Origin of the sequence: Prevotella melaninogenica, from assembly GCF_018128065.1 — a bacterium.
Taxonomy (GTDB): domain Bacteria; phylum Bacteroidota; class Bacteroidia; order Bacteroidales; family Bacteroidaceae; genus Prevotella.
In genome coordinates this window covers 351,046-374,699 of sequence record NZ_CP072359.1, presented here as the reverse complement: position 1 = coordinate 374,699, position 23,654 = coordinate 351,046, and the positions used below count along the sequence as shown (strand labels likewise).

Here is a 23,654-nt window from a genome sequence, read left to right as displayed (position 1 = left end):
AATTTCTAAATCTTTCCAAGGTTATGGCATCCATTGACACGACTCCTTCTCAAGTCGCCACAAATGCTTTGCAGTCATTACCTTTTGGTACTCTCATAGGAAGTCCGCTAACTGCCTGCATTGATGCTCAGGCAAAAGCTGCACAATCTTCCTGGGAGTTTATCAGAGATGTAGGACTGACAGACACTGAGGACGGTGGAAAGAAGGCAATTTATGTGAGTTTCGAATACCGCAAAGATGGGCGTTCGGCAACTCTTTGCCTGCCATTGCTGACGATAGTTCCGATTCCTTACCTTGCTATACGAGAGATTGATATTGCCTTCAAGGCACGCATCTCTGCGGCAGCATCTACTTCAAAGTCCGTACATAAATCCTTTGGATTTGAGGCGGGGATGAAGGCAAAGGCAGGAGTAAACTATCTCATAGCAAGTGCCAGTGTAGAATTGAGTACCAGCATATCAAGCAAGAAAGACTCCACAGCCACACGTGATTCCAAGTACAGCGTGGAATATACGATGGACGTGAATGTCAAGGCTGGACAGGATGATATGCCTGCTGGAATGGCTAAGGTGCTGGAGGTACTCAGCAACTCTATTGACTCTACGGACACAAAGGGTGAAATGCACGCCTCTGACCAGGTTGTCAGCCTGGTAGGTGGAGGAAGTACCTATATCTCTTATAAGAATAGCGAAGGCTATTATATGCCTGAAGATATTAATTTATATGAGTATAAGGACTCTAAGACGGGCAGTGCGCTTACAGACAAAGAATGTCGGACAACTGCCGATGACACTGGAGTACTCTGCGAGTTCAAGAAAGAGGGATTCTATTGTGCAAAGGCTGGCAAGAAAATGCTGGTCATTAAAGTAACTAAATAGTAACCGACTATGCCAGATGATAAGAATATAGGAAAAGATGATAATCTTACCAATAACTCCCCGCCTACGGAACAAGACCCGAAAACGGACGGAGATGCCGCAAAAGGTGAATCTGGAAAAGAGGGCGGTGGTATCCTTACTGATATTATAGATACGGTTAAGGATACTGTTAAAGACAAGGTTAAAGAAAAGATAGAAGACAAGGCTAATGATCTGTTAGGCACTGACAGCGGTAAGGGTAAGGATTCCGATAAAGATGCCGGAGGTAAAGCTGAGGATAAAGACAGTAATACCGAGACTAAAGACAAGAACGCTGCTGATACTTCGAAAGAGGAAAAAGGTGGAATTGTTGAAGAAGGTAAGAGTGCTCTTGATGGTGTCAAGAATGCTGTCGGAACTGACAATAAGGGAGGTGCAAGCCAACCGTCATTAGCTGATCAGATGAAGGATTTGGACGAAGTGCAGATTGATAAGGCTTTTGTGGAAGACTCCCTGAACCTGCTTGATAAGCTGTCGTTTGATAAACTTATAGGTAATCCGTTACGTGCGGCCATCAAGGCACAGCGTGACCTTGCAAAGGAAACGCTCAGTTACATCCGTGAAGAAGGCATAAAAGTGGGCAAGGACGGACAGGGACAGATAATCTATGTCACGATGAACTTCGTCCGCGATGGCAAACAGGTAAAGATGCGGGTCCCATTGCTTACGCTGATGCCTGTGCCACGCCTCTCCATAACGTCCATGAACTATACGTTCAAGGCGAAGGTGGATGCAATCTCATCGGTTGTGGCTTCTGTCGGAAGTGGCGGAACACCTGTCAATACCTCTTTTGGATTGAATAGCAATGATAAATCTGCTAAGCCTTCTTCCTCTGGAGGAGGAGCGCAGAAACCCTCAACGGATAAGGGAGGTGCAGCAGGTCAGAATGCTAAACAAGCTGAAGCGGAGACCAAGTCAAGCCCTAAGGCAACCTTGTCAGCCAGCTATTCGTCAAAGAAAGATTCCGGTGCAACCCGTGACTCACGTTACAGTGTGGAAACAACGATGGACGTTACCATCACTGCAAGCGAAGGTGAAATGCCTCGTGGAATCGACAAACTGTTAGGTGTACTTAATGAGTCGACGGAAGTCATAGACCCAAATGGTATCCTTCAGGTGTCGACAGAGCAGGTTTCACTTGTCAACGGGTATGCTGCCATATCGGTAAACTATCGTGACGAAAAGGGAGCTTACCAGCCAACAGCGGTGAAATGCGTGCAGCTTAACGGCAAGAAAACTCCTACTTTGCTGCAGAGTGGCGACAATATGCTGCTTGTGTTCAGTGAAAAAGGAACCTATAACATTACTGCAGGGAAACTGCAACGCATAGTATTTGTATCATAAAATAATTTCAATATGACGAAATTGCAAGATGTAATAGCTTCTGTGTTGCGCGACGTTCTGTCTGCGCAGCATGAAGCTAACCTCCTTACAGAAGCACTTGCTGAACAATATGAGGGTACGGGTGTTATTCATCAGCTGAACCTGCCTGCCGTGACCATCGGTGATATGGAAATAACTTTCCGGTTCGCAATAGACTCTGACGGTGGACAAACCGGTGAAATCCCAGAAGACGGCATTCAGTCAATGGATGTTATCGTAGATGCTGACCGTCTGGCGGTATTACCAGAGAGTGCCGTTCATAGCCTTTCGTTGAAGGTCTCACCACAGGACAGCGTAAAAATCACTGAATCATAAACCTCTGATAATGCATTATGGGCAACGATACTACCAATACCAAGGATATTCGTCCTGAAGATATGTCTGGTAACAGAGATAAGTTTTCGATGGACATGACGTTGGCAGATATGCTGACGGGAATGATTCAATCAACTGTTGCCGCTGACCAGAAGGCTGCTGAAGACTACCTGAAGGTGCTGCGTGACTACGCACTGATGCCCTCTGCAAATGCAAAAGGGCGGGAAAGGCTCAAGATGATAGACTTTGAAATGACAGATTCTGATGGAGAGCGTCAGGTTATCTCTATCCCTAAGCTGTCACTGCTACCACTTCCTGTGCTGCGTGTTTCTGAAGCAACATTCGATATCGAAGCGCAAATTGATATCAAGACTGTTGTGAGCGGTAAAGAGCGTGAGTACTTCTTGAAGCGTTATCCATTATTTAAGAAAAGGTTAAGATCTGTTTCTAAAGAAGAAAGGGCGGATAAGCTGGGAGAAGAAATGCTGAGGAGAAAGATAATAGCACCTGGTGTCCGTGTCAGACTCATCAGACCTGTGCCGACAGAAACATCAAAGTCCATGGAAATGGAAAAGAAGATGACAAACATTAAGATACATGTCAAGCTCGAACCAGTCCAGCTGCCCGATGGTATGCGCGGATTACTGCAAGCAACTGACAGCAGTATCAAGGTGATAACAAAAGACAAAAACCAAGAATAACTTCAAACTTATTAACTATGACAAATAATCAACAGAAAACCCCAGGACTCAATTGTCCTAAATGTGGAACATTCATTTCTACTTCCATCACAGAACTGCTTTCGGCAAGTGGACTGCACTGTCCACACTGTCACCTCGTGCTGAATATCAACCGAAACGAGTCTAAGCGGGCGATGGAGATATTGAAAAACGTCGAAGAGGCACAACAGAACCTCAAGAAGGCAAGTTCATTCCAACGATAATTCCGTAACACTATGCAAGATGGAACTAACACAAATGCAGGCAAACAGGTCGTGAGCGCCCTCAATTCCATCCCCTTCGGAAACATCATCGGCGGTCCATTGGCAGCATGTGTACATGCACAAGCTGAGGCTGCGCAGACTACAATGGATTTTATCCGTGGTTTCACGATGGCAGATTCGAGTCTTGATATTGAGGGTACAGAGCCTATTACCGTTACTTTTTCATTCATAATGGGAGGAGTTCCCACACTCATGACGGTACCGCTTATGACCATCGTGCCTATCCCATATATGCGCATTAACTATGTTGACCTCTCTTTTACGGCCGACATAACTGCCTGCGACAGCGATAAGATGGAAGCAAAATATGCTTCGGAGGGGTACAAACGCACCGAAGAGGATGAAAAGTCTATTTCGATGCAGAGCAAAATGGGTATCAATATTCGTGCCGCTACTAGCGATATGCCAGCCGGTATGGCGAAAATGCTTGAGTTCTTTGGCAATAATCTCATTATACAAGAGACTCTGACAGCCGAAGAAGTGGAGGATATGCGGTGGGAAGCAGCCCGCCAACGTGCTATCAGAGAGGCTGAATTTGAGGAACAGAAGCGCATTGAAGAAGAAAGAGAGCGTGAGAGAGAACGCCGTAGAGTCAGAGAACAAAAGCGTCGTGAAAAGATTGCAGACCTCGTACAGGCACTCAAGTATCATAAAGAACACTCTGAAGAGGAGTGGATAAGGGAACAGAAACTGAAAGAAGAGAGGGAGCGAATGAAGAAAGAAGCTCTGGAGCGTCGCATACGTGAAAATCGTCCTGACCCTAACAATCCTTTTGCATTGCCTGAAACCAATAGGAAGAAACCGCATCCGGAATGCACTTTTGACCCTGGTAAGAGTATACAATGGAACATCGAACGACAGGAAACGTTACGTGGTGACAACAGACATGACTGGTTGCGCAATCATCTGTTGCTTGCACTTAGGACAGCACAGCGTATCTATCCTGATACACTCTCTTCTGATAATGGTCAGCGTATTCTCAAGGAAGACCTTGCGAGTTTCAGCAAACGATATAATGGCTGGTACACTTACGGCGAACTCAACAACAACAAGTTACCCAAGTGTTATCTTGAGGGTGGCTATATCGATAAAGCCTATACCGACTTTGTGGGTTATGTGCTTGACAATGAGCGTAAACGTGCTGCTGTCATTATAGATCTGGGTACAGTAGGTCAGGATGGTAAGATAACAAAGCCTGATTTGGGAGAGAGACCTGTCCAAATAGATCGCCCTGGTATAATTGACTCCGGTATTGTACGCCCTGATATTATAGATAGCATTACTGATGTAGGAGGTACTATTAACATAGGGCGACCTATAAATGTGGAGCGACCTATTAAAGTAGAACAACCTATTCAGATAGATCGGCCGGGTAGAATACCCTCTGGTGTTATTGATAGACTTACAGAAACAGAAGGGACTATCAATGTAGAGCGACCAGTCCGTCCTCGTGTGGTTACGCGTTCAGCATCCAATGATCGAGTAATTGATGGGGAGAGCGTTAAGGGAGAAAAGGTAGACAAATCCCTGAAAAGTGGGAAAGTCAAATCACGTAAGAAGAAATGAGTAAAATCCAGAATGATACACCCAGAAGGAAGACGTATCAAGATGCCATGTGGCTCTCTGACGTCATGCGCAAGACGCTTGCCGACTGCGTTGAGGCACAGCATGAGACTTTGGAAAAGTCGCTTGACCTCATTGAACGCACGGCTTTCCGTTCCTCCGACGGCAGTTCTGAGCCTGTAATGGTGACGTTCTCTCTTCAGATGGATGGGAAAAGTCATACTCTCCGTGTGCCCCTGTTGGTACTGGTGCCGCTTCCTTTCCTGCAAATCAGTCAGGCTGATCTTACTTTCTTCGTGAGTATCATGTCCTCAAATACCAGTCAGCAGGAAGGATTAAAGGTGCGTTTCTCGCCCTCCAATAAACTGTTGACCGAATCACGGCAGACAGGATACGATGTGCGCAATAACATTCGTGTGAACATTAAAGCCTCTGCTGAACTCCCTGCGGGCGGCATGTCACGTTTGTTGCAGATAGTAGGTAACAACTGCATCCGCATTCGGAAGCCTGACGAGCCGACGGATAATCAATAAGTATCAATTCCAAGAACCTCTAAAACAGAAAGAATATGCCTGAATCCAATGCTCCCAACCAAAGTCAGCAGAACTCTCCGCTGAACGCACTTGATTTCAATCGCATCATTGGCGGACCTCTGTCTGCCTGTGTCAATGCTCAAGAAGAGGCTGCTCAGGCTACCCTTGATTATCTCAATGGGGTGGTGTTTAGAAAACAAGACGGAGACCCTTACAACCTTGAGCCTGTCACCGTAACCTTCTACTTTGAAAGTGGCGGAGTGGTAAACCGACTCATTATGCCACTTGTCTGTATCGTGCCTGTTCCTTATCTGCAGATAGAACAGGTTAACCTGACCTTTCAGGCAACGGTTACGGAGAGCAGCATACAGGACAATAAGGTAGAACTCAAGGCAAAGTATTCTGCTCCCGGTGACTCTGGTGCAATTACGGATGTTACTAAGGAGGAATATAAAAGCAAGCGGTGTATAGATGTAAACCTCTGTGTTACCACAGCGGATATGCCAATGGGTATCTCCAAACTTATCGAAATCTTCAATAACCAGCTTGTAGAGATAAAACAGGAAGAGCCTATTGTTGACCCCAAACCGCCAGTTCTTCCGCCTTCTGATCCAGAGAAGACGGACGAAAAGCCTGATGTGCAGCCTCGATATAATATCCAGTTAATTACCAAACCTCACAAGGATCAGAAGCCGTTCGTGGTGAACACTGTCAATTCACGTTGTCATAATAATAGTGCTCTTACGGGAACTTCGCTTAATAATATTCTCAAGAGTAAAATGAAGACCATCCCGCTTGAGACAGATTTTGCTACAGCCAGATCTATTGTGAAAGCATTGAAGAAAAAGAACATAGATGCGGTAATGGTAGAGGTGTTGTAGCAGATGTTTTGCGGTAAGGGGTTCTGGGGCAGCGTTCTTGTAATGAAGGATTTGTAATGACTCCTTTCTTACAAGCTTATGAATTTATAGATAAATCCGAGGAGTGAAAGAGATAGGAAGCAATGAGTAAATTGTATTTCCTTTTTCTCTGTCACTCTTCGGATTTCTTATTAGTCAGAACCGTTTTTCTTCGCTTAGGTCAGTGTTTTTGCAGCACCTTGGAGTGGTGAGCATTTCGAATGAGATTTGGGTTAAATAATGATGTGTGTTGTGCCCTGATAAACTGATTTAGGTTTAAGAGGATACCTACTGTAATTCTTTCAGATAGTGCATGACATAAATGTATTAAGGATAATATTTGGAAAGATGTAGAAAAAAGCACAAGTATTGTTCTTTATATTTGAGATTTTTAGTACTTTTGTAGGCAATTAATTTTCGAAACAGACTAACGATTAATTGCACAATGAAAGCATTACGTGACCGTATCCTAAAGGATGGAAAGTGTTTCCCTGACGGAATCTTGAAGGTAGATAAGTTTATCAATCACCAAATGGATCCGAATCTGATGAAGCAGATATGTGTAGAGTTTATCCGCCGTTATGCCTCAACAGAAATCAACAAGATTATCACTATCGAAGCGAGTGGCATTGCTCCTGCCATTATGATGGGCTTCCTGCTCGACCTACCTGTAGTCTTTGCGAAGAAGAAAAAGCCTTCCACGATGAGCGATATGCTTTCAACAACAGTCTTTTCTTTTACGAAACAACGAGAGTATCACGTCGTGATATCGAAGGAATATTTGGGCAAAGGTGATAAGGTGCTGTTTGTTGATGACTTCTTGGCTTATGGTAATGCGGCGAAAGGTATTATTGACCTTTGTAAGAAAGCTGGTGCTGAGTTGGTAGGTATGGGCTTTATCATTGAGAAAGCATTCCAACATGGGCGTGAAGTGATTGAGGCGGAGGGCGTTCGTTGTGAGAGTTTGGCTATCATCGAGTCACTTGATAATTGTGAGATTAAAATGAGAGAAAAATAAATGAGGTGGACTTGTGCGTCCACCTTTCTTGTATAATAGGGGTTAGTATTCGTAATAAAAACGTTTCTTAAAAGGATAGGAATTACTCTTTAGAAGCGTCAATCTAACCTTAAAGGGATGAAATGCTATACTTTGGAGTATCCAAGGTTGCTCGTTTCATTTTATAAAAGTATAAACGCTTACCTTTATTTTCAAAGTATTAAATAACAAAAGAATGGAAAAGTCTAAGGAACTTATCTATGGTCTGAATGATCGTCCACCAATTCGTGAAACAATTTTTGCTGCTTTGCAGCATTTGTTGGCAATTTTCGTAGCCATCATTACGCCACCACTCATCATTAGTTCGGCATTAAAATTTGATTTGGATACCACAGGTTTCCTCGTGTCAATGTCTCTCTTCGTGTCAGGATTAGCTACCTTTGTTCAGTGCCGTAGATTTGGACCGATTGGTGCAGGTCTGCTGTGTATTCAGGGAACGTCTTTCTCTTTCATCAGTCCTATTATCGGTGCAGGTCTGCTCGGCATGATTAACGGTAAAATGAACATAGAGATGGGACTCAGCTACATCTTCGGCGCGTGTTTAGTTGCATCTGTTGTAGAGATGGTTGTGAGCCGTCTTTTACCTTACACACGTAAGATAATCACTCCATTGGTATCAGGTATCGTTGTTTCTCTCATTGGTATGTGTCTTATTAAGGCAGGTATCAATTCTTGTGGTGGTGGTCAGTCGGCTGTTGATGCTGGTACATTTGGGTCTATGCAGAACCTTGGACTTGCGTTACTCGTATTGGTTAGCATTATTTTCTTCAACCGATCAAACAACCGTTTCCTACGTATGGGCTCCATTGTGTTGGGACTATTGATAGGTTGCGTAGCCGCTTATGCACTCAATATGATTGACTTTTCAAGCCTCAAGGGTAGTGGTAGCCTTAATATTCCAGTTCCTTTCAAATATGGTTTGAACTTTGATTTGGGTACAATCATAGGTATCGGACTTATTTATTTAGTAACGGCAGTTGAGGCTTTTGGTGATATTACAGCCAATTCGCTCATCTCTGGTGAGCCTGTTGAGGGCCCTGTCTTTATGAAGAGAGCACAGGGAGGAGTCCTCGCAGATGGTTTCAACTCTTTCTTGGCAGCTGTCTTTAATAGTTTCCCTAACTCTATCTTTGCCCAGAACAACGGTATGATACAGCTTACGGGTGTTGCCAGCCGTTATGTTGGCTATTTTATTGCAGGTGCTTTGGTGCTCTTAGGACTCTTCCCAGTTGTAGGTAAAGTGTTCTCACTTATCCCTGACCCAGTTTTGGGTGGTGCAACATTGTTGATGTTCGGTACAGTTGCTGCTGCAGGTATTCGTATCATTGCTTCTACAGAGATTACTCGTAAGGCTGTGTTAGTCATGGCTATCAGTTTTGCAATGGGTTTGAGCGTGGAGTTGGTACCTGGTATTCTTGACAAGATGCCTGATATTATTAAGAATATCTTCTCAAGTGGTATTACAACAGGTGGTCTTACTGCCATCCTTGCCAATGCCTTTATTCGTATTAAGGAGTAAGCTCGGGCAATATTGAAAACTAAGAACCCAAAAAGGTTTCAAGTATTTTCAGCAAGTAAAAAGTATATTTTTTACCATCCTTTCGGTACATTTTCCTTTTAAATGTTTATCTTTGCAGAAGATAGAAGGAGAATGTACCGATTGCGTTCCTCCGTAAAGTTTAAATTGATTCTTAACAGAATAGAATAATAACAAGGCTATGTCAAATCAGAATAAAAAGCGTAAATTTACAAAGTCACTGACCTTTAAAGTTCTTTGCGGACTGGTTGTCCTTTTATGCTTGGGCTTAATTTATAATTTTATTGTGGCTTCCGATGATGTACCTATGACTGAACAAGAAGAGGAAGAGGTGCAGCAACGCAATGCAGATGTAGACACAATAGACATTGTGGGTAATTATCTTTGGCCTAATATGAAGCCTTCAAGAGAGGATATGATGACCGATGAAGAGAAAGCCGCTGAGGCAGAAAAAGCTAAGACAGGAAAAGAAGATAAGGAAAAAGCATCTTCAGAGAAAGTTCAGTCAAATCACTATGATGCTCCTATCGCTGCTCCTGCTCCAGACATAGCCCCATCTTCTGAACTTCCTGCTAAGCAAGTGGCACCTTCTATTGAGAAGATGGAGGTACCAAGAATTGAGAAGATTGAATAGTATAGAAGTGCTCTCGAGCCTGAGCTATAGATCTATATGACTCCTCATTGCTTTGGGTAATATCTGATTTTATGGTTGCGGAGTAGCATGAGAAATACTATAACGACTTAAAAGAAAGAGAGGTACACTTATGAAACGTTTAGTTTTATTTCTTTTTGTAGCTGTCCTAATGGTGGGTTGTGCTACAACTTATTATGACTCAGAGGGTAATCCTGTGCCAAAGGAAAAGATGGAACAGTTGCGTACAGCTGCTGTGAAGGCTCATTTGGCAGAGCATCGTTATCGTGTATTTGTAGACCGAATGTATCCGTTGCGTGGCCCTGCTGTCTATTTGCAGAATGATTGGGGAATGGAGGTGAGCGGTGACTCTATTGGTCTTTTCCTCCCTTACTTTGGCAGGGTCTATCATGTTCCTTACGGGCGTGGTGGCGGTTTGACACTTGTTGAACCTCTAATGAGTTACAAGGAAGAGCCAATGAAGGACGGTCGTCGCATCTTTATGACAACACGTAGCGACTTTGAGAGCTACCAGATTGTTCTTGAAGTATTTAATAATGCCACTGTTTCGCTTGTGGTTAATTCCAGTGGAAAAGAAACTATTAGCTTCTCTGGAGTGATGGAACTCAATGATATTTTCACGCCAAAAGGTCATAAGACAAGTAAGAAGCGGCAGACAACATTTATGAAATTATGATTAACCGACTTTATACCGTGTTCCTGTCACTGTTTGTAAGCCTTGTGGCGTTCGCACAGTCGGCAGGAACAGTTGCATCTAAGGATGCCATGCTTTATGAGTCATCCCGTCACCTCTATGAAAAAGGCAATACGCTGACGATTATCTCTAAGGACTTTGAATGGCCAAAGGGATTAGATGGCTCTGTTTTGCCTGAACTGCAGCATTATCTTACAACCTTTTTCTTTGGTCAACCCTCTGATAGTTATGAGGCTGGCTGGAAACTGTTTGAGTCTTTGCAAGGTAAAGAAGTGCGAGCGATAAAGGATGATGCAAGTGCTGAAAGGCATTATTATGATATAGGGCTACGCTGTCTTTGGTTGGAGCCGGGAAGATATATTTCTTTCCTTGCTCGCTTAGAGGAGCGTAACGAGACAAGTGTTATTACGGCAAAGCATTCTTATTTCACCTTCGACCTTATTAATAAGAAGGTTTTAACGCAGAAAGACGTGTTCAATCAGACACGCTTGTGGCAGGATCCTAATGTTCGCTATCAGCTTTGTGAACTGTTAGATAATATGGCAAATACGCAAACTGCAGACTCTATAGATTGGGACCATCTACCCAATCAGTTTGCATTGATAGGCCAGAATATACGCTTCGATCTTGGTGTAGATAATGGTGGAGGGGTTTATTCAGATGTGAGGAATGACATGATAGACGTTCTTTTCTCTAAGAACTTTAAGAAGTGGCAGAAGCAGCCACTATCGGTTGCTGTCAACACGAAACTTCCTAATAATGCTGTATATGCTTTCTTGCCTACTGATTCTGTCATTCCAGAAGTACAGCCACAGTTTGAAGGAAACGTAGCTGCTGCTCTCGGACAGAATCTTTCCTATACAGGACTTAGCCCTGAAACAACTTCTGCTGGAAGAACCTACGTCTCTTTTATTGTCGATACAGACGGTTCTTTGAAAGATATTGTTTTCCTGACGGTAAATAATATTGAGTTAAATCGTGCCATAGCTTCTGCACTTCAATTATTAAATGGTTGGAAACCAGCAATGCATAACGGTAAACCTGTAGCTTATAGATATAACTTTCCCCTCACTTTACACTTCCAATAAGAGTCGTGCGGAGCCTTAGCACGTGTGGTGCGGATGGTAAGCACCAATGGTGCGGAGGCTTCGCACCAAGCAAACAGATGTAAATGTGATTGTCGATAAAGAGTTGGTTCAGAGTCTATTAATGCTTGTTTATTGCTTGTTTCAAAGGTGAGTGAAACACGAAAGCATTTGTTTTGTTTCACCAAAGAGAGGAGACTGAAAGTTGATAGGTTATACTTATCTTCATTTAAAGTATGGTTGTATACCCTTCACCTTTCTCTTTTTCAGCCTGATATAGGAAGTCGTAAATGATTTCTGTAACCCTTTCTTGCCCTTCGTTAGTAAGTTCTGGAAGGGTGAAGATTCTTCCCTTTGTTGTATAAATTATCTGAACGATGAAAGGAACGAAGTAATAATGGTAATCGTTTATCCCTTCTATCTCATCAGCAGTTACTTCCGTATATTTGCGACGTAGGCAATCATAGAAGCAAATATGGTCACCTTTGATGGATAGATAGTCTTTTTCCCACAATTTTTGGCAGGCAACAAAAAGTCTGAATAGCCAAAACGAAACAGCATAAAGTATCATTGAAAGTGCGATAATGAGCATGAAAGGATGGGTGGCGTCTACACCTTTGTGCCCAAAGAAAAACCATATAAATAAGAAGATAGGGATGGGTGTGAATAACGCTTCTAAGAGTAATAAGCTGCTATATCTGTATTTGATGACCATCTTAGAATTGTGTGTAGATGAATGGTTGGATACTATGATGACTAAGATTAATAACTAACTGCATAACAACAGCAAAGATACATAGCTTAACAAGCCATGAAGAATTGATAAACTTACTTTGCAGCCAGTTATAGTCAGTCTCTCGAATACTATGAAGTTCTAAACTTATGAGAACAACAGCCAACCATAGTGGGTATTCCATTAGGAAGGTGTAGGCATCTGAGAGACTGATAGTATGCAGGATGTTGTCTATTAATGTTGTAGCAGTCGTCATATCTGCTGCACGGAAGAATATCCATGCAAGAGAGACATAGCTAAACGTAATAAACCAACTGATACCTTTTGTGTATTTATTGTCTGGTATCTTATCCAATCCATTGTTTCGACAGAGCTTATGAATGACCAGTCCAATGCCATGAAGTACACCCCATATAATGAACATCCATGATGCACCATGCCACAGACCTGCTACTATCATTGCTAAGAAGCTATTGAGATAGGTGCGAAGTTCGCCTTTTCTGTTTCCTCCCAATGGGATGTAAAGATAGTCACGGAACCATGTGGAGAGGGCAATATGCCAACGATGCCAGAACTCTGTGAGGTTCAGACTCTGATAAGGGAATCTGAAGTTGTCCTTTAGTTCGTATCCCATCAGGGCTGCAACACCTATGGCAAGGTCGCTGTAGCCTGAGAAATCAAAGTAAATCTGTACTGAAAAGCCTAATACTCCCATCAAATCTCCAAAGCTGCTTTGACTTGCTGGGGCATCAAAGACGATGTTATTGTATTGTGCAATGTAGTCAGCAATGAGCGCTTTCTTTATCAATCCGCAGATGATAAGCCACAGACCATTATATACAAGGTTTTCGTTGACGTTGTTTTTTGGCGTTTGAACCTGTGGGAGTAATACCTCAGCGCGAGTGATAGGACCAGCAATAAGGAGTGGAAAAAAGGTAAGGTAGAAAGTATAATCTATTAGTTCTGCGGTCTTAGGATAACGTCCCTTATAGACATCAATGGTGTAGCTGATTGCTTGAAAAGTGAAGAATGAGATACCGACAGGTAGCAACATCTTCTCTGGTGAGAAGTTGCTGCGTAAGAGTTCGTGGAAAATCTCAAGTGTGAAGTTCGTGTATTTGTAGTAGAGTAGGGGTAGTAGTTCAGTCAGAATGACAATGGCAAGTCCTATCTTGCGTATTTTCCCACGCTTTAATCGCATCATAAAGCGGGTGAGATACCACGAACTAATGGTTATAATAGGCAATAGCCACATTAGTATTCCATTCGCTTTGAAGGCAAAGAAGAGGCTAAATGCAATTACATACGCCTTTGTCCACGTCTGACGATAGCGGTTTAATCCTATGTATATGGCGAAGAAAACAAGGAAAGAAACCATAAATGGAAATGTACACAATGACCAGTCCTTGTCTTGTGTGGACAAGAAATCGAATAAGGCGGTTGTCAATTGTGTTATATTTACCATTTATCAATCGTTTTGTGTAGCCTGTTCCTAATTAATATCCTTCAAAAGCAGGTTGCAAAAGCTTTGTATTTGTTGCCTTGTGATGGGCTTTTGGCTTATTGAGTTGTAGTGGGTTAGCACACTCTTTACTTGCAATAAATTTTGCAGCAGTGTCCATCCAGTAGGCTGCTGCAGCCCATGTAGGATGATAATGGTCGCTACCTCTTTTGAGTTTTAGGCTACGACTGTCAAAGAAATGTCCTTTTCCGACATTCTCCTTTATGACATCATTGATGCCAGTATCGCCATTCCAATCAGAAGGGCTTATCCATACGAAAGGAATATTACCTAATTTCTTGACCAATTGTTGTACATATTGCGTACGGTTAGCAAGGTCATTGATAAAGAGTTCATTGCTACCAAGGCAGATGAGTACGTACGTTGGCTTATATTCTGTAATGAAGTGTTCTAAGGTTTGGGTAGTTCCCCAACGCTCAGTAGAAGAACTATACCAAATAACGGTATATAGTTTATGTCCATTTTCACCTGCATAATCGCCCAACCTACGCGAAAGTCCTTCCACCATTGAGTCTCCAATGAAAAGGATTGTTTGGTTGCGATGTACCTTTTTAGCGGTATACTTTGTTTGTTTTGTTTTCTCAATAAGCGGTCGGCTTAGGTTGATAAGCGTTATCTTGCAGATAGTATAGCTGCCCATTGTTATCTCAGTTGGGATAACAGCATAGACAATAATGGCTGCCATGACAGCAGCCATCAAAAGTAATGTCTTTATTTGGGCGTGCATACGATTGTCTTATTTCAAGATAATTTCCACAGGACAGTGGTCGCTTCCCATAATCTCTGTATGAATCTTAGCATCTTCGAGTCGGTCTTTGAGACGTTCTGAGATGAGGAAATAGTCGATACGCCACCCCGTGTTCTTCTCTCTTGCACGGAAACGATATGACCACCAAGAGTAAGTAACTTGCTCTGGATAAAGGGTACGGAAGGTGTCGATGAAACCATTGTTTAGTAATTGGGTCATCTTCTCACGCTCTTCATCGGTAAAGCCCGCATTCTTACGGTTTGTCTTTGGGTTCTTAAGGTCTATTTCCTGATGGGCAACATTCATATCACCACATACAATGACAGGCTTTTTCTCATCGAGTTTGTGGAGATAGGCTTGGAAGTCATCTTCCCACTTCATACGATACTCTAATCGACGAAGTCCATCCTGTGAGTTCGGTGTATAAACAGTTACGAGGTAGAAGTCTTCCATCTCCAGTGTTATCACACGTCCCTCATGGTCATGCTCATCAATATCAATACCATAAGTCACGCTCAATGGCTTATGCTTTGTATATATAGCCGTACCAGAGTAACCCTTCTTGTCAGCGTAATTCCAATAAGATTCATAACCAGGAAAACTGAGGTCGAGCTGTCCTGCTTGCATCTTTGTCTCTTGTAGGCAGAAGAAATCAGCATCCAAGTCCTTGAATTGATGTTCAAATTCCTTTCCTACACAGGCGCGAAGCCCGTTTACATTCCATGAAATAAACTTCATTCTATTTCTTCTTTTCTAATGTACTTATTTCAAATTCAACAGGGTGGGTAAATTTTGTCTGGTCCTTATATTCAGAGTAGCCTTGGCGTTCTATAACCCTGCTCAGCTTGTTGATGATAAAAGTCATTGTAAGGCTGGACGTCTTTGCGTCATAGTGTGCCCTGAGGACATCCGTCTTCATGTGTCCGATTATGTTATAAGTACCATAATCGTTCTTGATGGTTGTTTTGATTATCGGGAGTGCATAGAAATCTGCAGGATTCTTTGTTTTGGGGTCACCTAAGAGTCGGAAAGAAAGAGAGGCTGTTGGAGCTGCTGTTAACGCTGAACGAAGTCTGATAGCTTCTTCATTGTTGTCTAACTCAGAAATTCCAAGAGCGAGTGCTTCGTAAGGAAAATATTTGCAAACTACTTGTCCGTTCTTGTCGATTGTCAAATTTGAATAGGCAAAAAGACCTCCATTCTTTCCGCTGGCATGAATAAGCGCTTTGTACTCGCCAGAAATGATGTTTAAGATCTTTGTTTGTTCTTCAATGAACTTTTCGGTTGATAGTTCTTTATCTCCGTTATCGTCTTTTGAGCAGCTTGTGAGGCATAAAGTGAGGGTGCATAGTGCCATAGCTGCAAGTGTCATAATCTTTTTCATATACTTTTGTTTTAATGTTTTTATCTTATAGTAAAGATAGACTACTCGTCTTATATCCCATGAAATAAATTTTCATTTACATCTTATATCCTTCCAGATAGAAGCTAACGGGTATATCAAACTCTTCCTGTAGAACTGCAGTTGCATGTGCCTTGTTTATTTTCACCAGTTTGTATATAGTGAATCGCATTTGCATTTCAGAGGTGTTCATTGTATAACTACTGTTGAACTGCTTATTGTTAAAGGAAACGGCACCTGCTAATTCATAAGTTTCGTTGGCTGTTGTAATATCAAACTTGAAGTTAGATGATAAGTTGAAAAACACCTTATTATCTTGTGGTTGTACCGTCGTAATATACAATTTCAGCGGTCTTTGTTTCTCGTTAGCGAGAGTAGTATATAGCGAAGAAGCAGACTTCTTTGACACTCCATCTGCCAACAATTGGTATGGGAAGTTGTTGACTGTAATGGTAGAATTCTTGTCTACATTCCAATTGACATCCGGCCAGACTATTATAGTTGTACCATATTTGGTAGCCAAGTTACCTTTATAGTTTCCTGTAATGTTGTTGAGCGCCTGTATAGCGTTTTTCTCAGCATCTGTCATGTCGTTGTCTTTTGAGCAGCTTGTGAGGCATAATGCGAGGGTACATAATGCCATAGCTGTAAGTTTTATTATCTTTTTCATAAACTTCTGTATTTGGGTTCTTTCTCTTAAAATATAGGTAAGCTCCCATTTACATTCCATGAAATCAGTTTCATTTAACTCTTTTTACTTTCAAATAATAGGTCACAGGCATATCAAAATCATTTTCAACTAATGCCGTCCCATGTTCTTTATTAATTCTCACCAACTTATTTACAGTGAACTCTATGTTTATTTCTGATGTGCTCATTGTATAATAGTTGTTTCTTGATGACCTAATTTGTCCTGATAGTTCGTATATCTCTTTAGTGCCTGTTACATTAAACTTCACATCTGGAACGATAAAAAGTTCTGTTCTATTATAATTCAATCCAACAGCTTCAATTTTTATTTTAAGTGGACTGTTCTCTACTTTTTGCAGTGTTGCAAGTAAAGGTGATGCTACTCCGACCAATCCTTTCTTTGACACACCATTAGCCAATGTGTGGTAAGGAAATTGATCAAAGATAATATTGTGATCCTTATCTACCTTACAAATTGTCTTCCATCCCAAGCTACTTGAAGTTGCTGTGGATGTTCCATAGGTAAACCCCAGTGTCCCTTCATAGATCCCAACCATATTGTTAAGAACTTGTTCTACACTTTTCTGATGCTCTACTTCATTGTTGTCACTGGAACATCCTGTGGTCATCACTGTTAAAGCGAATGTACATAATAGCATTATCGCTGCTGTCATTGTTCTTTTCATGTCTTTAAGTTTTAGTTTATAATAGTGTTTAAATTATATTCTCTTGGTCTCTCCGCGTAGCAAATCCATGAACTCATTACGTGTTTTACTTGATTCAAAAACACCGCTATAAGCACTTGTTGTGGTAATAGAGTTCTGTTTTTCTACACCACGCATCTGCATACACATGTGCTTTGCTTCGATAACAACCATCACACCTTGCGGTTTCAGTGTGTCATTGATGCACTGCATTACCTGCTCTGTCAGGCGTTCCTGCACTTGTAGTCGATGTGAGAAGATGTCTACAACACGTGCAATCTTGCTCAATCCAGTGATATATCCGTTTGGAATATATGCCACATGCGCCTTGCCATAGAAAGGAAGCATATGGTGTTCGCACATAGAGAAGAAGTCAATATCTTTCACAATCACCATCTGGTTGTACTTTTCTTCAAACAAAGCATCAGTCAATACCTTATGAGGGTCTTGTGTATAGCCACGTGTAAGTACCTGCATTGCCTTTGCAACACGCATTGGAGTCTTCTCCAAACCTTCTCTCTCGGGGTCTTCTCCTAAGAGAGTAAGCACCTGTTTGTAGTGTGATGCAAGTTCGTCTAATCCTTCACGGAATGGTGTTTCGGGAGTCATGTTATTTTTCTTTCTTATTAAATATATGTATTAGGTTGTCCTTAATCTTTATATGGGAGGAGTACCTTTACTCATCTACAACTTGTGATGTCTTGATAGATACCATCATACGGATGATGTTGGCATGTGGGTAACCCTCCTTACGGAGTGTACGCATTATCTTCTTTGCAGCATTGTAGTCGGTAAAGTTGCCAACAAGACACATCCAACGTGGTGGGTAGAAGTGTACATAAACAGGTTGGTCAGGGAAGAGTTGCTTCGCTTTTTGCCCCGCCTTGTCTGCTTGTTGGTGTGCAATACGAGTATTACCACCACTATAAACTTGTACACGGAAGCCTCTTACTTTCTGTGTACCTTTCTTGATACGTTTGGTCACAATCCGCGTGTCTTCAACCTCATCCCAAGAAGGGACGTGCGGTCTTCTGACTAAACGCTTGACAATCTTTGTTCTGATAGGTTGTAAGGTACTGTTGTCGGGGCGTGCAATCTCTGGTTTATGGTCTTCAATCTTTGGTACAACGAGCTGTTTTGTGTCTGGCGTTTTGATTGTTGGACGTGCAGTCTCGTTTTGACTCTCTACTTTCTTTTGGTTTTTATTATTCTTCTTTTGTGCTTTCTTGCCATTTACCAATGCGTCAATCTCGGAACTTTGTGATACCGTTACTGACCCTTGAGCATTAACAGCCACAACAGCTGTCAGCATAAAAACTATGATTGTAAGGAGCCTTTTCATTCTTTAATGTATAAAAATTGAAATAGAGGTTGTATCAAACAGGACAATGGTTGTTGACCATGTGACAGTTTGATACAGCCTCTTAGATTATCTTTGAATTACTTCTTCCAAGCATCAATGATAGCCTTGAAGTCAGCAGCCTTCAATGAAGCACCACCAATCAAGCCACCGTCGATATCTGACTTGCTGAACAATTCAGCAGCGTTGCTTGCGTTACAGCTACCACCATAGAGGATTGTTGTGTCCTCTGCAGCCTCTTTGCCATACTTCTCAGCAACGATTGAGCGGATGTAAGCTAACATCTCCTGAGCCTGATCAGATGTAGCTGTCTTGCCAGTACCGATAGCCCAAATTGGCTCATAAGCCAAGACGATGTTCTTCCAGTCCTCAGCTGAAAGGTGGAATACTGAACCCTCAAGTTCTGCCTTTACTACTTCGTTCTGCTTATTAGCCTCACGCTCCTCGAGTGTCTCACCACAACAGAAGATAACCTTCAAGCCGTTAGCCAATGCCAACTGTACTTTCTCCTTCAAAATCTCTGCTGTCTCACCATAGTACTGGCGACGCTCTGAGTGACCGAGGATTACATACTGTGCACCAGTGCTCTTTACCATAGCGGCAGAAACCTCACCTGTGTAAGCACCCTTCTCCTTGTCAGCGCAGTTTTCAGCACCGAGTGCAACGCCCTCAGCGTCCAATACCTGTGCAACACTTGCAAGGTGAATGAATGGAGTACAGATAACAACATCACAATTTGGCTTCTCTGCCTTCAGTGAGTCGTTAATTTCCTTTGCCAAAGCAATACCTTCCTGCAGAGTCTCGTTCATTTTCCAGTTACCTGCAACAATTTTCTTTCTCATTTGTCTTTTACGTTTTAAAAGTTGATATAATTTATTTGATTGTTCTTTTTGTATTAACCATTCTTCCTTTTGCTTCAACCATTCTTCACGTTTTCTTATCCATCGTGTCCACGACCATATACGATCAGCAGCGATAAGGAATGCTAATGGGAAGATATAGCAAATCAGAATCAGTACAATCTTCGTCCATGTCTTATTCTCGGGTTCACGTCCTATTTCAATAAGTGATAAAGGTGCGTTCAGCTCTGCTTGTTTTGGCAGGTCGTTATGACTCCACTTATTGATGATAGTTCCTTTATAGAGCAACACCAAACCAGGATTACTTCGGATAATGGTTTTTAGGGTTGTACCATCCGTTGTATAGAAAGGATACTCCGCTCCAGTAATATCTCGCCAGTGTTTTACGGCTTTATCCGTACTTGCTGTGAGTCCATAGAAACCATAACCATTCTCTTTCGCATATTCATAGATAGCATCAATCTCACCAAAGTTACTATCATCGGCACGCTCCAAGACTGGGGCAACGAGCAAGAAGGTATATCCATCTTTGGTTAGAATGCTATCGGTAAGGTCTTCTCCTGTCTTTTCGTCTGTAATAGAGAAGTCGTGGATAGGAGGTTCATAGCCTTTTTCGAGAATCTCCTGATGTGTATCTTTGAATACCCATGTTGAGTCATCGTATGGGTAATCATTCTCAGTGAACTCTTTTGTTACACCATCTTTCTCGCAGATAAAGGTTGTTTTGTAGGTTGTCTGCTTCGCACCTTTGGGAATCTCCATTGCTTTCTTGATGTTCTGACCAATATAATAAGGACGGAAATCGAAGATAGGCAGATTATAAAGACTCAGTGTAGAGGCTGTGATTATAAAGACAATAGTGAAGTAGAATGCTATCCACTGATTGGTTTTTGATACAAAGCGTATCTGATAAAGCGGCCAACGTGAAAGGATGATGGCAGCAGTCAAGAGTATAAGGTTCTTGATGAAAGTCTGTGTGTTTGTGAGGTGAATGGCATCACCAAAGCATCCACAGTCTTGTATAGGATTGCTCACCGTAAGCCAGAGGGTCACAAGCGTCATCACTACCATGAGGAATAGTGATATCTTGCTGGCAAGTCGTCGGCGAATGGCGAGTAGAATCATCATACCTAAGGTGAACTCAATTGCAGCCAGTCCGACTGATATCATCAGTTGTGCCCAGTCTGGAATATATGCCGACAGCTGTACTGCCTCTAAGTATTCTGCAATCTTATATTGCGAACCTAAAGGGTCAATCGCCTTGACAAATCCAGAGAAGATGAATGTCAAAGCAAGTAGCGCACGGCTGAGAATTACCAGTATGGACTTTATTTTACTCATGTAGTTTGATGGCTCCAAAGACAGCGTAGTTCATTATATCCATGTAATTGGCATCGACACCTTCACTGACAAGTGTTGCACCACCAAGGTCTTCAATCTCCTTGATACGCTCAATTTTTGTTAGGATAAGGTCAGTATAGCTGCTTACACGCATGTCGCGCCAAGCCTCGCCATAGTCATGATTCTTCTTTATCATCAGCTCGTAAGATTCCTTTGCGTAGCTGTCGTAAAGTGCCAATGCCTCATCAGGTGTCATGTCAACGCTGTCGACAAAGCCTTTTGCCAACTGGATAAGTCCTACGATACTGTAATTTATCAATGCGATAAACTCAGGACGGATACCTTCACCCACCAAACTTTCACCCGTAATCTCCAAAGAACGGATGCGTTTAGCCTTAATAAAGAGCTGATCGGTAAGGGAAGATGGGCGCAGAATACGCCATGAAGCGCCATAGTCGTGGAGCTTCTTCCCAAAAAGACTTCTGCACTCTGCGAGCACATCTTGAAATTCCTGCTGTGTCTTTGTCAGTTGACTTGCCATAGTCTTATATTGATTTGACTGCAAAAATACAGAATTTCGCTGTAATAAACGAATGAATTAACAACTATTCCCGTCTTTAGCTGTCGTTCGTAATTCATTGTGACTGATTGTAACAATGCTCTGACTGATTGTTGTTAACTTCTGTGGTGAGAGTAAGTATGTCTTTTTAGTTAGGAAATAGTGCTTTCGCGCGGTCTAATTATATGTTGTTTTACCTATCCTTACTGTGGTTTTAGGTAGAGATTAGGGGTAAGGTAAGACAATATCAAAGTTGCTGGTTCTTGCGTTGTAATGAAGATAGGAAGAGTTAATCAGTGGAATAATTATTGTATTAGTTTAATCTTTGTCTATATCCATTTGTTCGACTAAAGTAATTTATGTATCTTTGCATGATTCTTATATAAAGATAACATTATTATATGCGAGATCTCTCAGATGCCGAATTGGCACAGCTTATAGATAAAGAAATATTTCATCATATTTCAACTGCGGCTGATAAACTCGGCTTAGAATGCTATGTCGTAGGTGGTTACGTACGTGACCTGTTCTTGGAACGTCCGTCAAACGATATAGATGTTGTGGTAGTTGGAAGTGGTATTCAGGTTGCAAGTGAATTGAAAGCTATCTTGGGTAAGAAGGCTCATTTGTCGGTTTTCCGTAATTTTGGTACAGCACAAGTAAAGTACAAGAATATTGAGGTTGAATTTGTCGGGGCAAGAAAGGAAAGTTATAGTCACGATAGTAGGAAACCAATAGTAGAAGATGGCACATTAGAAGATGATCAGGATCGTCGTGACTTTACGATTAATGCAATGGCAGTTTGCTTGAATAAGGGTCGTTTCGGCGAATTAGTTGACCCTTTTGGTGGTGTTGACGACCTTTGGGATGGTATTATCCGCACACCGCTCGACCCTGATGTGACTTTCTCTGATGACCCCTTGCGTATGATGCGTTGTGTTCGTTTTGCCACACAACTCAACTTCTTTATCGAAGACGAGACTTTCGAGGCTTTAGAGCGTAATGCTGAACGTATCAAAATCATTAGTGGGGAACGTATAGAGGAGGAGTTGAATAAGATAATGATGACGCCAACGCCAAGTAAGGGCTTTATAGAACTCTATCGTTGTGGTCTTCTACAGCTAATTCTTCCAGAGCTTGTAGCACTTGATGTTGTAGAAACAAGAAATGGACGTGCTCACAAGAATAACTTCTATCATACGCTTGAGGTGTTGGATAATATCTGTAAGTACACGGATAATCTTTGGTTACGCTGGTCGGCATTGTTGCATGATGTGGGCAAGGCAAAATGCAAGCGTTGGGACCCTATAGCAGGATGGACCTTCCATAATCATAACTTTGTAGGTGCAAAGATGGTTCCAAATATCTTTCGTCGTCTTAAACTTCCGATGGATAGTAAGATGAAATATGTTCAGAAACAAGTCGACTTGCACATGCGCCCGATTGCTATTGCCGATGAAGAAGTAACAGATTCTGCTGTACGTCGACTGATGAATGACGCAGGTGATGATATTGATGACTTGATGACACTCTGTGAGGCAGATATAACAAGTAAAAATGCTGCCCGCAAACAGCGTTTCTTAGACAACTTCCGTATTGTTCGTGAGAAACTAAAAGACTTGAAGGACCGTGATTATAAGCGTCTTTTACAACCTTGTGTTGATGGAAACGAGATAATGGAAATGTTTAATCTGAAGCCGAGTAGGGAAGTGGGTGTACTTAAAAAGACGCTGAAAGATGCCGTACTTGACAATCGTGTTCCTAATGAACGTGAACCTCTTTTAGCTTTATTACGCGAAAAGGCGAAGGAACTTGGCATAACTTCTTAACTATAAAGCGTTTTATGTGGCTGGCTAAGTATCGTTCTGTGCGTTGATTATTAGTGTCTTAGGATACTTTCTTCTAAAGAATGTTATCTCTTTAACCATCTTTAAGTAGTGTGCGAGTGCTCCGCACCAATGGTGCGGATGGTTCGCACAATGCGTGCGAAGCCTTAGCACCATATAACAATAGCGTGATGAAAGTGCTGCCCATAGGTTGGTAAGCGTTCTTTTGTTCATAATAAAGTCCCTCTAATAAGTGGTTTGCGTTTTCAAA

The 23,654-nt window shown here is 42.0% G+C and carries 26 protein-coding genes; 14 read left to right on the top strand and 12 right to left on the bottom strand.

All coding sequences use genetic code 11. The features are described from left to right. The first annotated feature begins 23 nt into the window (after nt 1-23). From J5A56_RS01665 to J5A56_RS01605, 13 genes are all read left to right on the top strand, one after another. Nucleotides 24-878: a DUF2589 domain-containing protein gene (locus J5A56_RS01665; protein WP_021671140.1), complete on the top strand. Its 855-nt coding sequence runs from the start codon at nt 24-26 to the stop codon at nt 876-878. A gap of 9 nt (nt 879-887) precedes the next feature. After that, a complete protein-coding gene (locus J5A56_RS01660; protein WP_021671139.1) occupies nt 888-2,261 on the top strand; it encodes a DUF2589 domain-containing protein in 1,374 nt (457 codons plus the stop codon). A 12-nt stretch (nt 2,262-2,273) separates the two neighbouring features. Continuing rightward, nucleotides 2,274-2,615 (top strand): hypothetical protein, encoded by a 342-nt coding sequence (locus J5A56_RS01655; protein ID WP_021671138.1) that lies wholly within the window; start codon nt 2,274-2,276, stop codon nt 2,613-2,615. 17 nt (nt 2,616-2,632) lie between these two features. Beyond that, nucleotides 2,633-3,316, top strand: coding sequence for a DUF2589 domain-containing protein (locus J5A56_RS01650; RefSeq protein WP_021671137.1), 684 nt, complete (start codon nt 2,633-2,635; stop codon nt 3,314-3,316). 17 nt (nt 3,317-3,333) lie between these two features. Continuing rightward, complete coding sequence (locus tag J5A56_RS01645) at nt 3,334-3,558, top strand: hypothetical protein (RefSeq protein WP_007368758.1); 225 nt, start codon at nt 3,334-3,336, stop codon at nt 3,556-3,558. A 12-nt stretch (nt 3,559-3,570) separates the two neighbouring features. Next, entirely contained in the window at nt 3,571-5,184 is a 1,614-nt protein-coding gene (locus tag J5A56_RS01640; protein ID WP_021671136.1) for a DUF2589 domain-containing protein, read from the top strand. Further along, on the top strand, nt 5,181-5,714 hold the full coding sequence (locus tag J5A56_RS01635; RefSeq protein WP_021671135.1) for a DUF2589 domain-containing protein: 534 nt from the start codon (nt 5,181-5,183) through the stop codon (nt 5,712-5,714). Before J5A56_RS01640 ends, J5A56_RS01635 begins: the two co-directional genes overlap by 4 nt. A 35-nt stretch (nt 5,715-5,749) precedes the next feature. Beyond that, nucleotides 5,750-6,595 (top strand): DUF2589 domain-containing protein, encoded by an 846-nt coding sequence (locus tag J5A56_RS01630; RefSeq protein ID WP_021671134.1) that lies wholly within the window; start codon nt 5,750-5,752, stop codon nt 6,593-6,595. 463 nt (nt 6,596-7,058) lie between these two features. Further along, on the top strand, nt 7,059-7,631 hold the full coding sequence (gene xpt / locus J5A56_RS01625; RefSeq protein WP_021671133.1) for a xanthine phosphoribosyltransferase: 573 nt from the start codon (nt 7,059-7,061) through the stop codon (nt 7,629-7,631). A 214-nt stretch (nt 7,632-7,845) separates the two neighbouring features. Next, a complete protein-coding gene (locus J5A56_RS01620; protein WP_021671132.1) occupies nt 7,846-9,189 on the top strand; it encodes a nucleobase:cation symporter-2 family protein in 1,344 nt (447 codons plus the stop codon). Between the two features lie 199 nt (nt 9,190-9,388). Then, the gene (locus tag J5A56_RS01615; protein ID WP_021671131.1) at nt 9,389-9,841 is read left to right on the top strand and encodes a hypothetical protein; all 453 of its coding nucleotides are present in this window, start codon (nt 9,389-9,391) and stop codon (nt 9,839-9,841) included. A 130-nt stretch (nt 9,842-9,971) separates the two neighbouring features. Then, on the top strand, nt 9,972-10,535 hold the full coding sequence (locus J5A56_RS01610) for a DUF4251 domain-containing protein (protein WP_021671130.1): 564 nt from the start codon (nt 9,972-9,974) through the stop codon (nt 10,533-10,535). Beyond that, nucleotides 10,532-11,641: an energy transducer TonB gene (locus tag J5A56_RS01605; protein WP_021671129.1), complete on the top strand. Its 1,110-nt coding sequence runs from the start codon at nt 10,532-10,534 to the stop codon at nt 11,639-11,641. The genes J5A56_RS01610 and J5A56_RS01605 overlap by 4 nt, the downstream gene beginning before the upstream one ends. 226 nt (nt 11,642-11,867) lie before the next feature. Here the strand turns inward: J5A56_RS01605 and J5A56_RS01600 are convergent, their stop codons facing one another. The 11 genes from J5A56_RS01600 to J5A56_RS01550 all read right to left on the bottom strand — a co-directional run bounded on the left by J5A56_RS01600 (nt 11,868) and on the right by J5A56_RS01550 (nt 21,539). Then, nucleotides 11,868-12,353 carry a hypothetical protein gene (locus J5A56_RS01600; RefSeq protein ID WP_021671128.1) on the bottom strand — a complete coding sequence of 162 codons (486 nt, stop codon included), beginning with the start codon at nt 12,351-12,353 and terminating at the stop codon, nt 11,868-11,870. Between the two features lies 1 nt (nt 12,354). Next, on the bottom strand, nt 12,355-13,836 hold the full coding sequence (locus tag J5A56_RS01595; RefSeq protein WP_021671127.1) for an MBOAT family O-acyltransferase: 1,482 nt from the start codon (nt 13,834-13,836) through the stop codon (nt 12,355-12,357). A gap of 31 nt (nt 13,837-13,867) precedes the next feature. After that, complete coding sequence (locus J5A56_RS01590; protein WP_021671126.1) at nt 13,868-14,620, bottom strand: SGNH/GDSL hydrolase family protein; 753 nt, start codon at nt 14,618-14,620, stop codon at nt 13,868-13,870. A 9-nt stretch (nt 14,621-14,629) separates the two neighbouring features. Beyond that, nucleotides 14,630-15,379: an exodeoxyribonuclease III gene (locus J5A56_RS01585; RefSeq protein WP_021671125.1), complete on the bottom strand. Its 750-nt coding sequence runs from the start codon at nt 15,377-15,379 to the stop codon at nt 14,630-14,632. 1 nt (nt 15,380) lies between these two features. Next, nucleotides 15,381-16,025, bottom strand: coding sequence for a hypothetical protein (locus J5A56_RS01580; RefSeq protein WP_021671124.1), 645 nt, complete (start codon nt 16,023-16,025; stop codon nt 15,381-15,383). Nucleotides 16,026-16,101: 76 nt separating this feature from the next. Continuing rightward, entirely contained in the window at nt 16,102-16,713 is a 612-nt protein-coding gene (locus J5A56_RS01575) for a DUF4840 domain-containing protein (protein WP_036919091.1), read from the bottom strand. A gap of 70 nt (nt 16,714-16,783) precedes the next feature. Beyond that, entirely contained in the window at nt 16,784-17,419 is a 636-nt protein-coding gene (locus tag J5A56_RS01570; protein ID WP_021671122.1) for a DUF4840 domain-containing protein, read from the bottom strand. Nucleotides 17,420-17,452: 33 nt separating this feature from the next. After that, on the bottom strand, nt 17,453-18,046 hold the full coding sequence (gene folE, locus J5A56_RS01565; protein ID WP_021671121.1) for a GTP cyclohydrolase I FolE: 594 nt from the start codon (nt 18,044-18,046) through the stop codon (nt 17,453-17,455). A gap of 67 nt (nt 18,047-18,113) precedes the next feature. After that, nucleotides 18,114-18,779, bottom strand: coding sequence for an SPOR domain-containing protein (locus tag J5A56_RS01560; RefSeq protein ID WP_021671120.1), 666 nt, complete (start codon nt 18,777-18,779; stop codon nt 18,114-18,116). 98 nt (nt 18,780-18,877) lie between these two features. Next, entirely contained in the window at nt 18,878-20,998 is a 2,121-nt protein-coding gene (locus J5A56_RS01555) for a BT_3928 family protein (RefSeq protein ID WP_021671119.1), read from the bottom strand. Continuing rightward, a complete protein-coding gene (locus J5A56_RS01550) occupies nt 20,991-21,539 on the bottom strand; it encodes a DUF1599 domain-containing protein (protein ID WP_021671118.1) in 549 nt (182 codons plus the stop codon). The genes J5A56_RS01555 and J5A56_RS01550 overlap by 8 nt, the downstream gene beginning before the upstream one ends. A gap of 419 nt (nt 21,540-21,958) precedes the next feature. Here J5A56_RS01550 and J5A56_RS01545 point away from each other — a divergent pair, with 419 nt between their 5' ends. After that, nucleotides 21,959-23,386 carry a CCA tRNA nucleotidyltransferase gene (locus tag J5A56_RS01545; RefSeq protein WP_021671117.1) on the top strand — a complete coding sequence of 476 codons (1,428 nt, stop codon included), beginning with the start codon at nt 21,959-21,961 and terminating at the stop codon, nt 23,384-23,386. A 24-nt stretch (nt 23,387-23,410) separates the two neighbouring features. On the opposite strand, the gene J5A56_RS01540 is transcribed toward J5A56_RS01545, so the two are convergent. Next, nucleotides 23,411-23,617 carry a hypothetical protein gene (locus J5A56_RS01540; RefSeq protein ID WP_155945334.1) on the bottom strand — a complete coding sequence of 69 codons (207 nt, stop codon included), beginning with the start codon at nt 23,615-23,617 and terminating at the stop codon, nt 23,411-23,413. Between the last annotated feature and the right edge of the window lie 37 nt (nt 23,618-23,654).

What these genes read in the sequence shown, in the direction of transcription:
- J5A56_RS01550 (WP_021671118.1), bottom strand. Translation starts at nt 21,539, where the DNA reads ATGGCAAGTCAACTGACAAAGACACAGCAGGAATTTCAAGATGTGCTC.
- J5A56_RS01590 (WP_021671126.1), bottom strand. Translation starts at nt 14,620, where the DNA reads ATGCACGCCCAAATAAAGACATTACTTTTGATGGCTGCTGTCATGGCA.
- J5A56_RS01655 (WP_021671138.1), top strand. Translation starts at nt 2,274, where the DNA reads ATGACGAAATTGCAAGATGTAATAGCTTCTGTGTTGCGCGACGTTCTG.
- J5A56_RS01635 (WP_021671135.1), top strand. Translation starts at nt 5,181, where the DNA reads ATGAGTAAAATCCAGAATGATACACCCAGAAGGAAGACGTATCAAGAT.
- J5A56_RS01630 (WP_021671134.1), top strand. Translation starts at nt 5,750, where the DNA reads ATGCCTGAATCCAATGCTCCCAACCAAAGTCAGCAGAACTCTCCGCTG.
- folE (WP_021671121.1), bottom strand. Translation starts at nt 18,046, where the DNA reads ATGACTCCCGAAACACCATTCCGTGAAGGATTAGACGAACTTGCATCA.
- J5A56_RS01545 (WP_021671117.1), top strand. Translation starts at nt 21,959, where the DNA reads ATGCGAGATCTCTCAGATGCCGAATTGGCACAGCTTATAGATAAAGAA.
- J5A56_RS01600 (WP_021671128.1), bottom strand. Translation starts at nt 12,353, where the DNA reads ATGGTCATCAAATACAGATATAGCAGCTTATTACTCTTAGAAGCGTTA.
- J5A56_RS01650 (WP_021671137.1), top strand. Translation starts at nt 2,633, where the DNA reads ATGGGCAACGATACTACCAATACCAAGGATATTCGTCCTGAAGATATG.
- J5A56_RS01645 (WP_007368758.1), top strand. Translation starts at nt 3,334, where the DNA reads ATGACAAATAATCAACAGAAAACCCCAGGACTCAATTGTCCTAAATGT.
- J5A56_RS01555 (WP_021671119.1), bottom strand. Translation starts at nt 20,998, where the DNA reads ATGAGTAAAATAAAGTCCATACTGGTAATTCTCAGCCGTGCGCTACTT.
- J5A56_RS01575 (WP_036919091.1), bottom strand. Translation starts at nt 16,713, where the DNA reads ATGAAAAAGATAATAAAACTTACAGCTATGGCATTATGTACCCTCGCA.
- J5A56_RS01570 (WP_021671122.1), bottom strand. Translation starts at nt 17,419, where the DNA reads ATGAAAAGAACAATGACAGCAGCGATAATGCTATTATGTACATTCGCT.
- J5A56_RS01620 (WP_021671132.1), top strand. Translation starts at nt 7,846, where the DNA reads ATGGAAAAGTCTAAGGAACTTATCTATGGTCTGAATGATCGTCCACCA.
- J5A56_RS01540 (WP_155945334.1), bottom strand. Translation starts at nt 23,617, where the DNA reads ATGAACAAAAGAACGCTTACCAACCTATGGGCAGCACTTTCATCACGC.
- J5A56_RS01640 (WP_021671136.1), top strand. Translation starts at nt 3,571, where the DNA reads ATGCAAGATGGAACTAACACAAATGCAGGCAAACAGGTCGTGAGCGCC.
- xpt (WP_021671133.1), top strand. Translation starts at nt 7,059, where the DNA reads ATGAAAGCATTACGTGACCGTATCCTAAAGGATGGAAAGTGTTTCCCT.
- J5A56_RS01560 (WP_021671120.1), bottom strand. Translation starts at nt 18,779, where the DNA reads ATGAAAAGGCTCCTTACAATCATAGTTTTTATGCTGACAGCTGTTGTG.
- J5A56_RS01605 (WP_021671129.1), top strand. Translation starts at nt 10,532, where the DNA reads ATGATTAACCGACTTTATACCGTGTTCCTGTCACTGTTTGTAAGCCTT.
- J5A56_RS01660 (WP_021671139.1), top strand. Translation starts at nt 888, where the DNA reads ATGCCAGATGATAAGAATATAGGAAAAGATGATAATCTTACCAATAAC.
- J5A56_RS01580 (WP_021671124.1), bottom strand. Translation starts at nt 16,025, where the DNA reads ATGAAAAAGATTATGACACTTGCAGCTATGGCACTATGCACCCTCACT.
- J5A56_RS01615 (WP_021671131.1), top strand. Translation starts at nt 9,389, where the DNA reads ATGTCAAATCAGAATAAAAAGCGTAAATTTACAAAGTCACTGACCTTT.
- J5A56_RS01595 (WP_021671127.1), bottom strand. Translation starts at nt 13,836, where the DNA reads ATGGTAAATATAACACAATTGACAACCGCCTTATTCGATTTCTTGTCC.
- J5A56_RS01665 (WP_021671140.1), top strand. Translation starts at nt 24, where the DNA reads ATGGCATCCATTGACACGACTCCTTCTCAAGTCGCCACAAATGCTTTG.
- J5A56_RS01585 (WP_021671125.1), bottom strand. Translation starts at nt 15,379, where the DNA reads ATGAAGTTTATTTCATGGAATGTAAACGGGCTTCGCGCCTGTGTAGGA.
- J5A56_RS01610 (WP_021671130.1), top strand. Translation starts at nt 9,972, where the DNA reads ATGAAACGTTTAGTTTTATTTCTTTTTGTAGCTGTCCTAATGGTGGGT.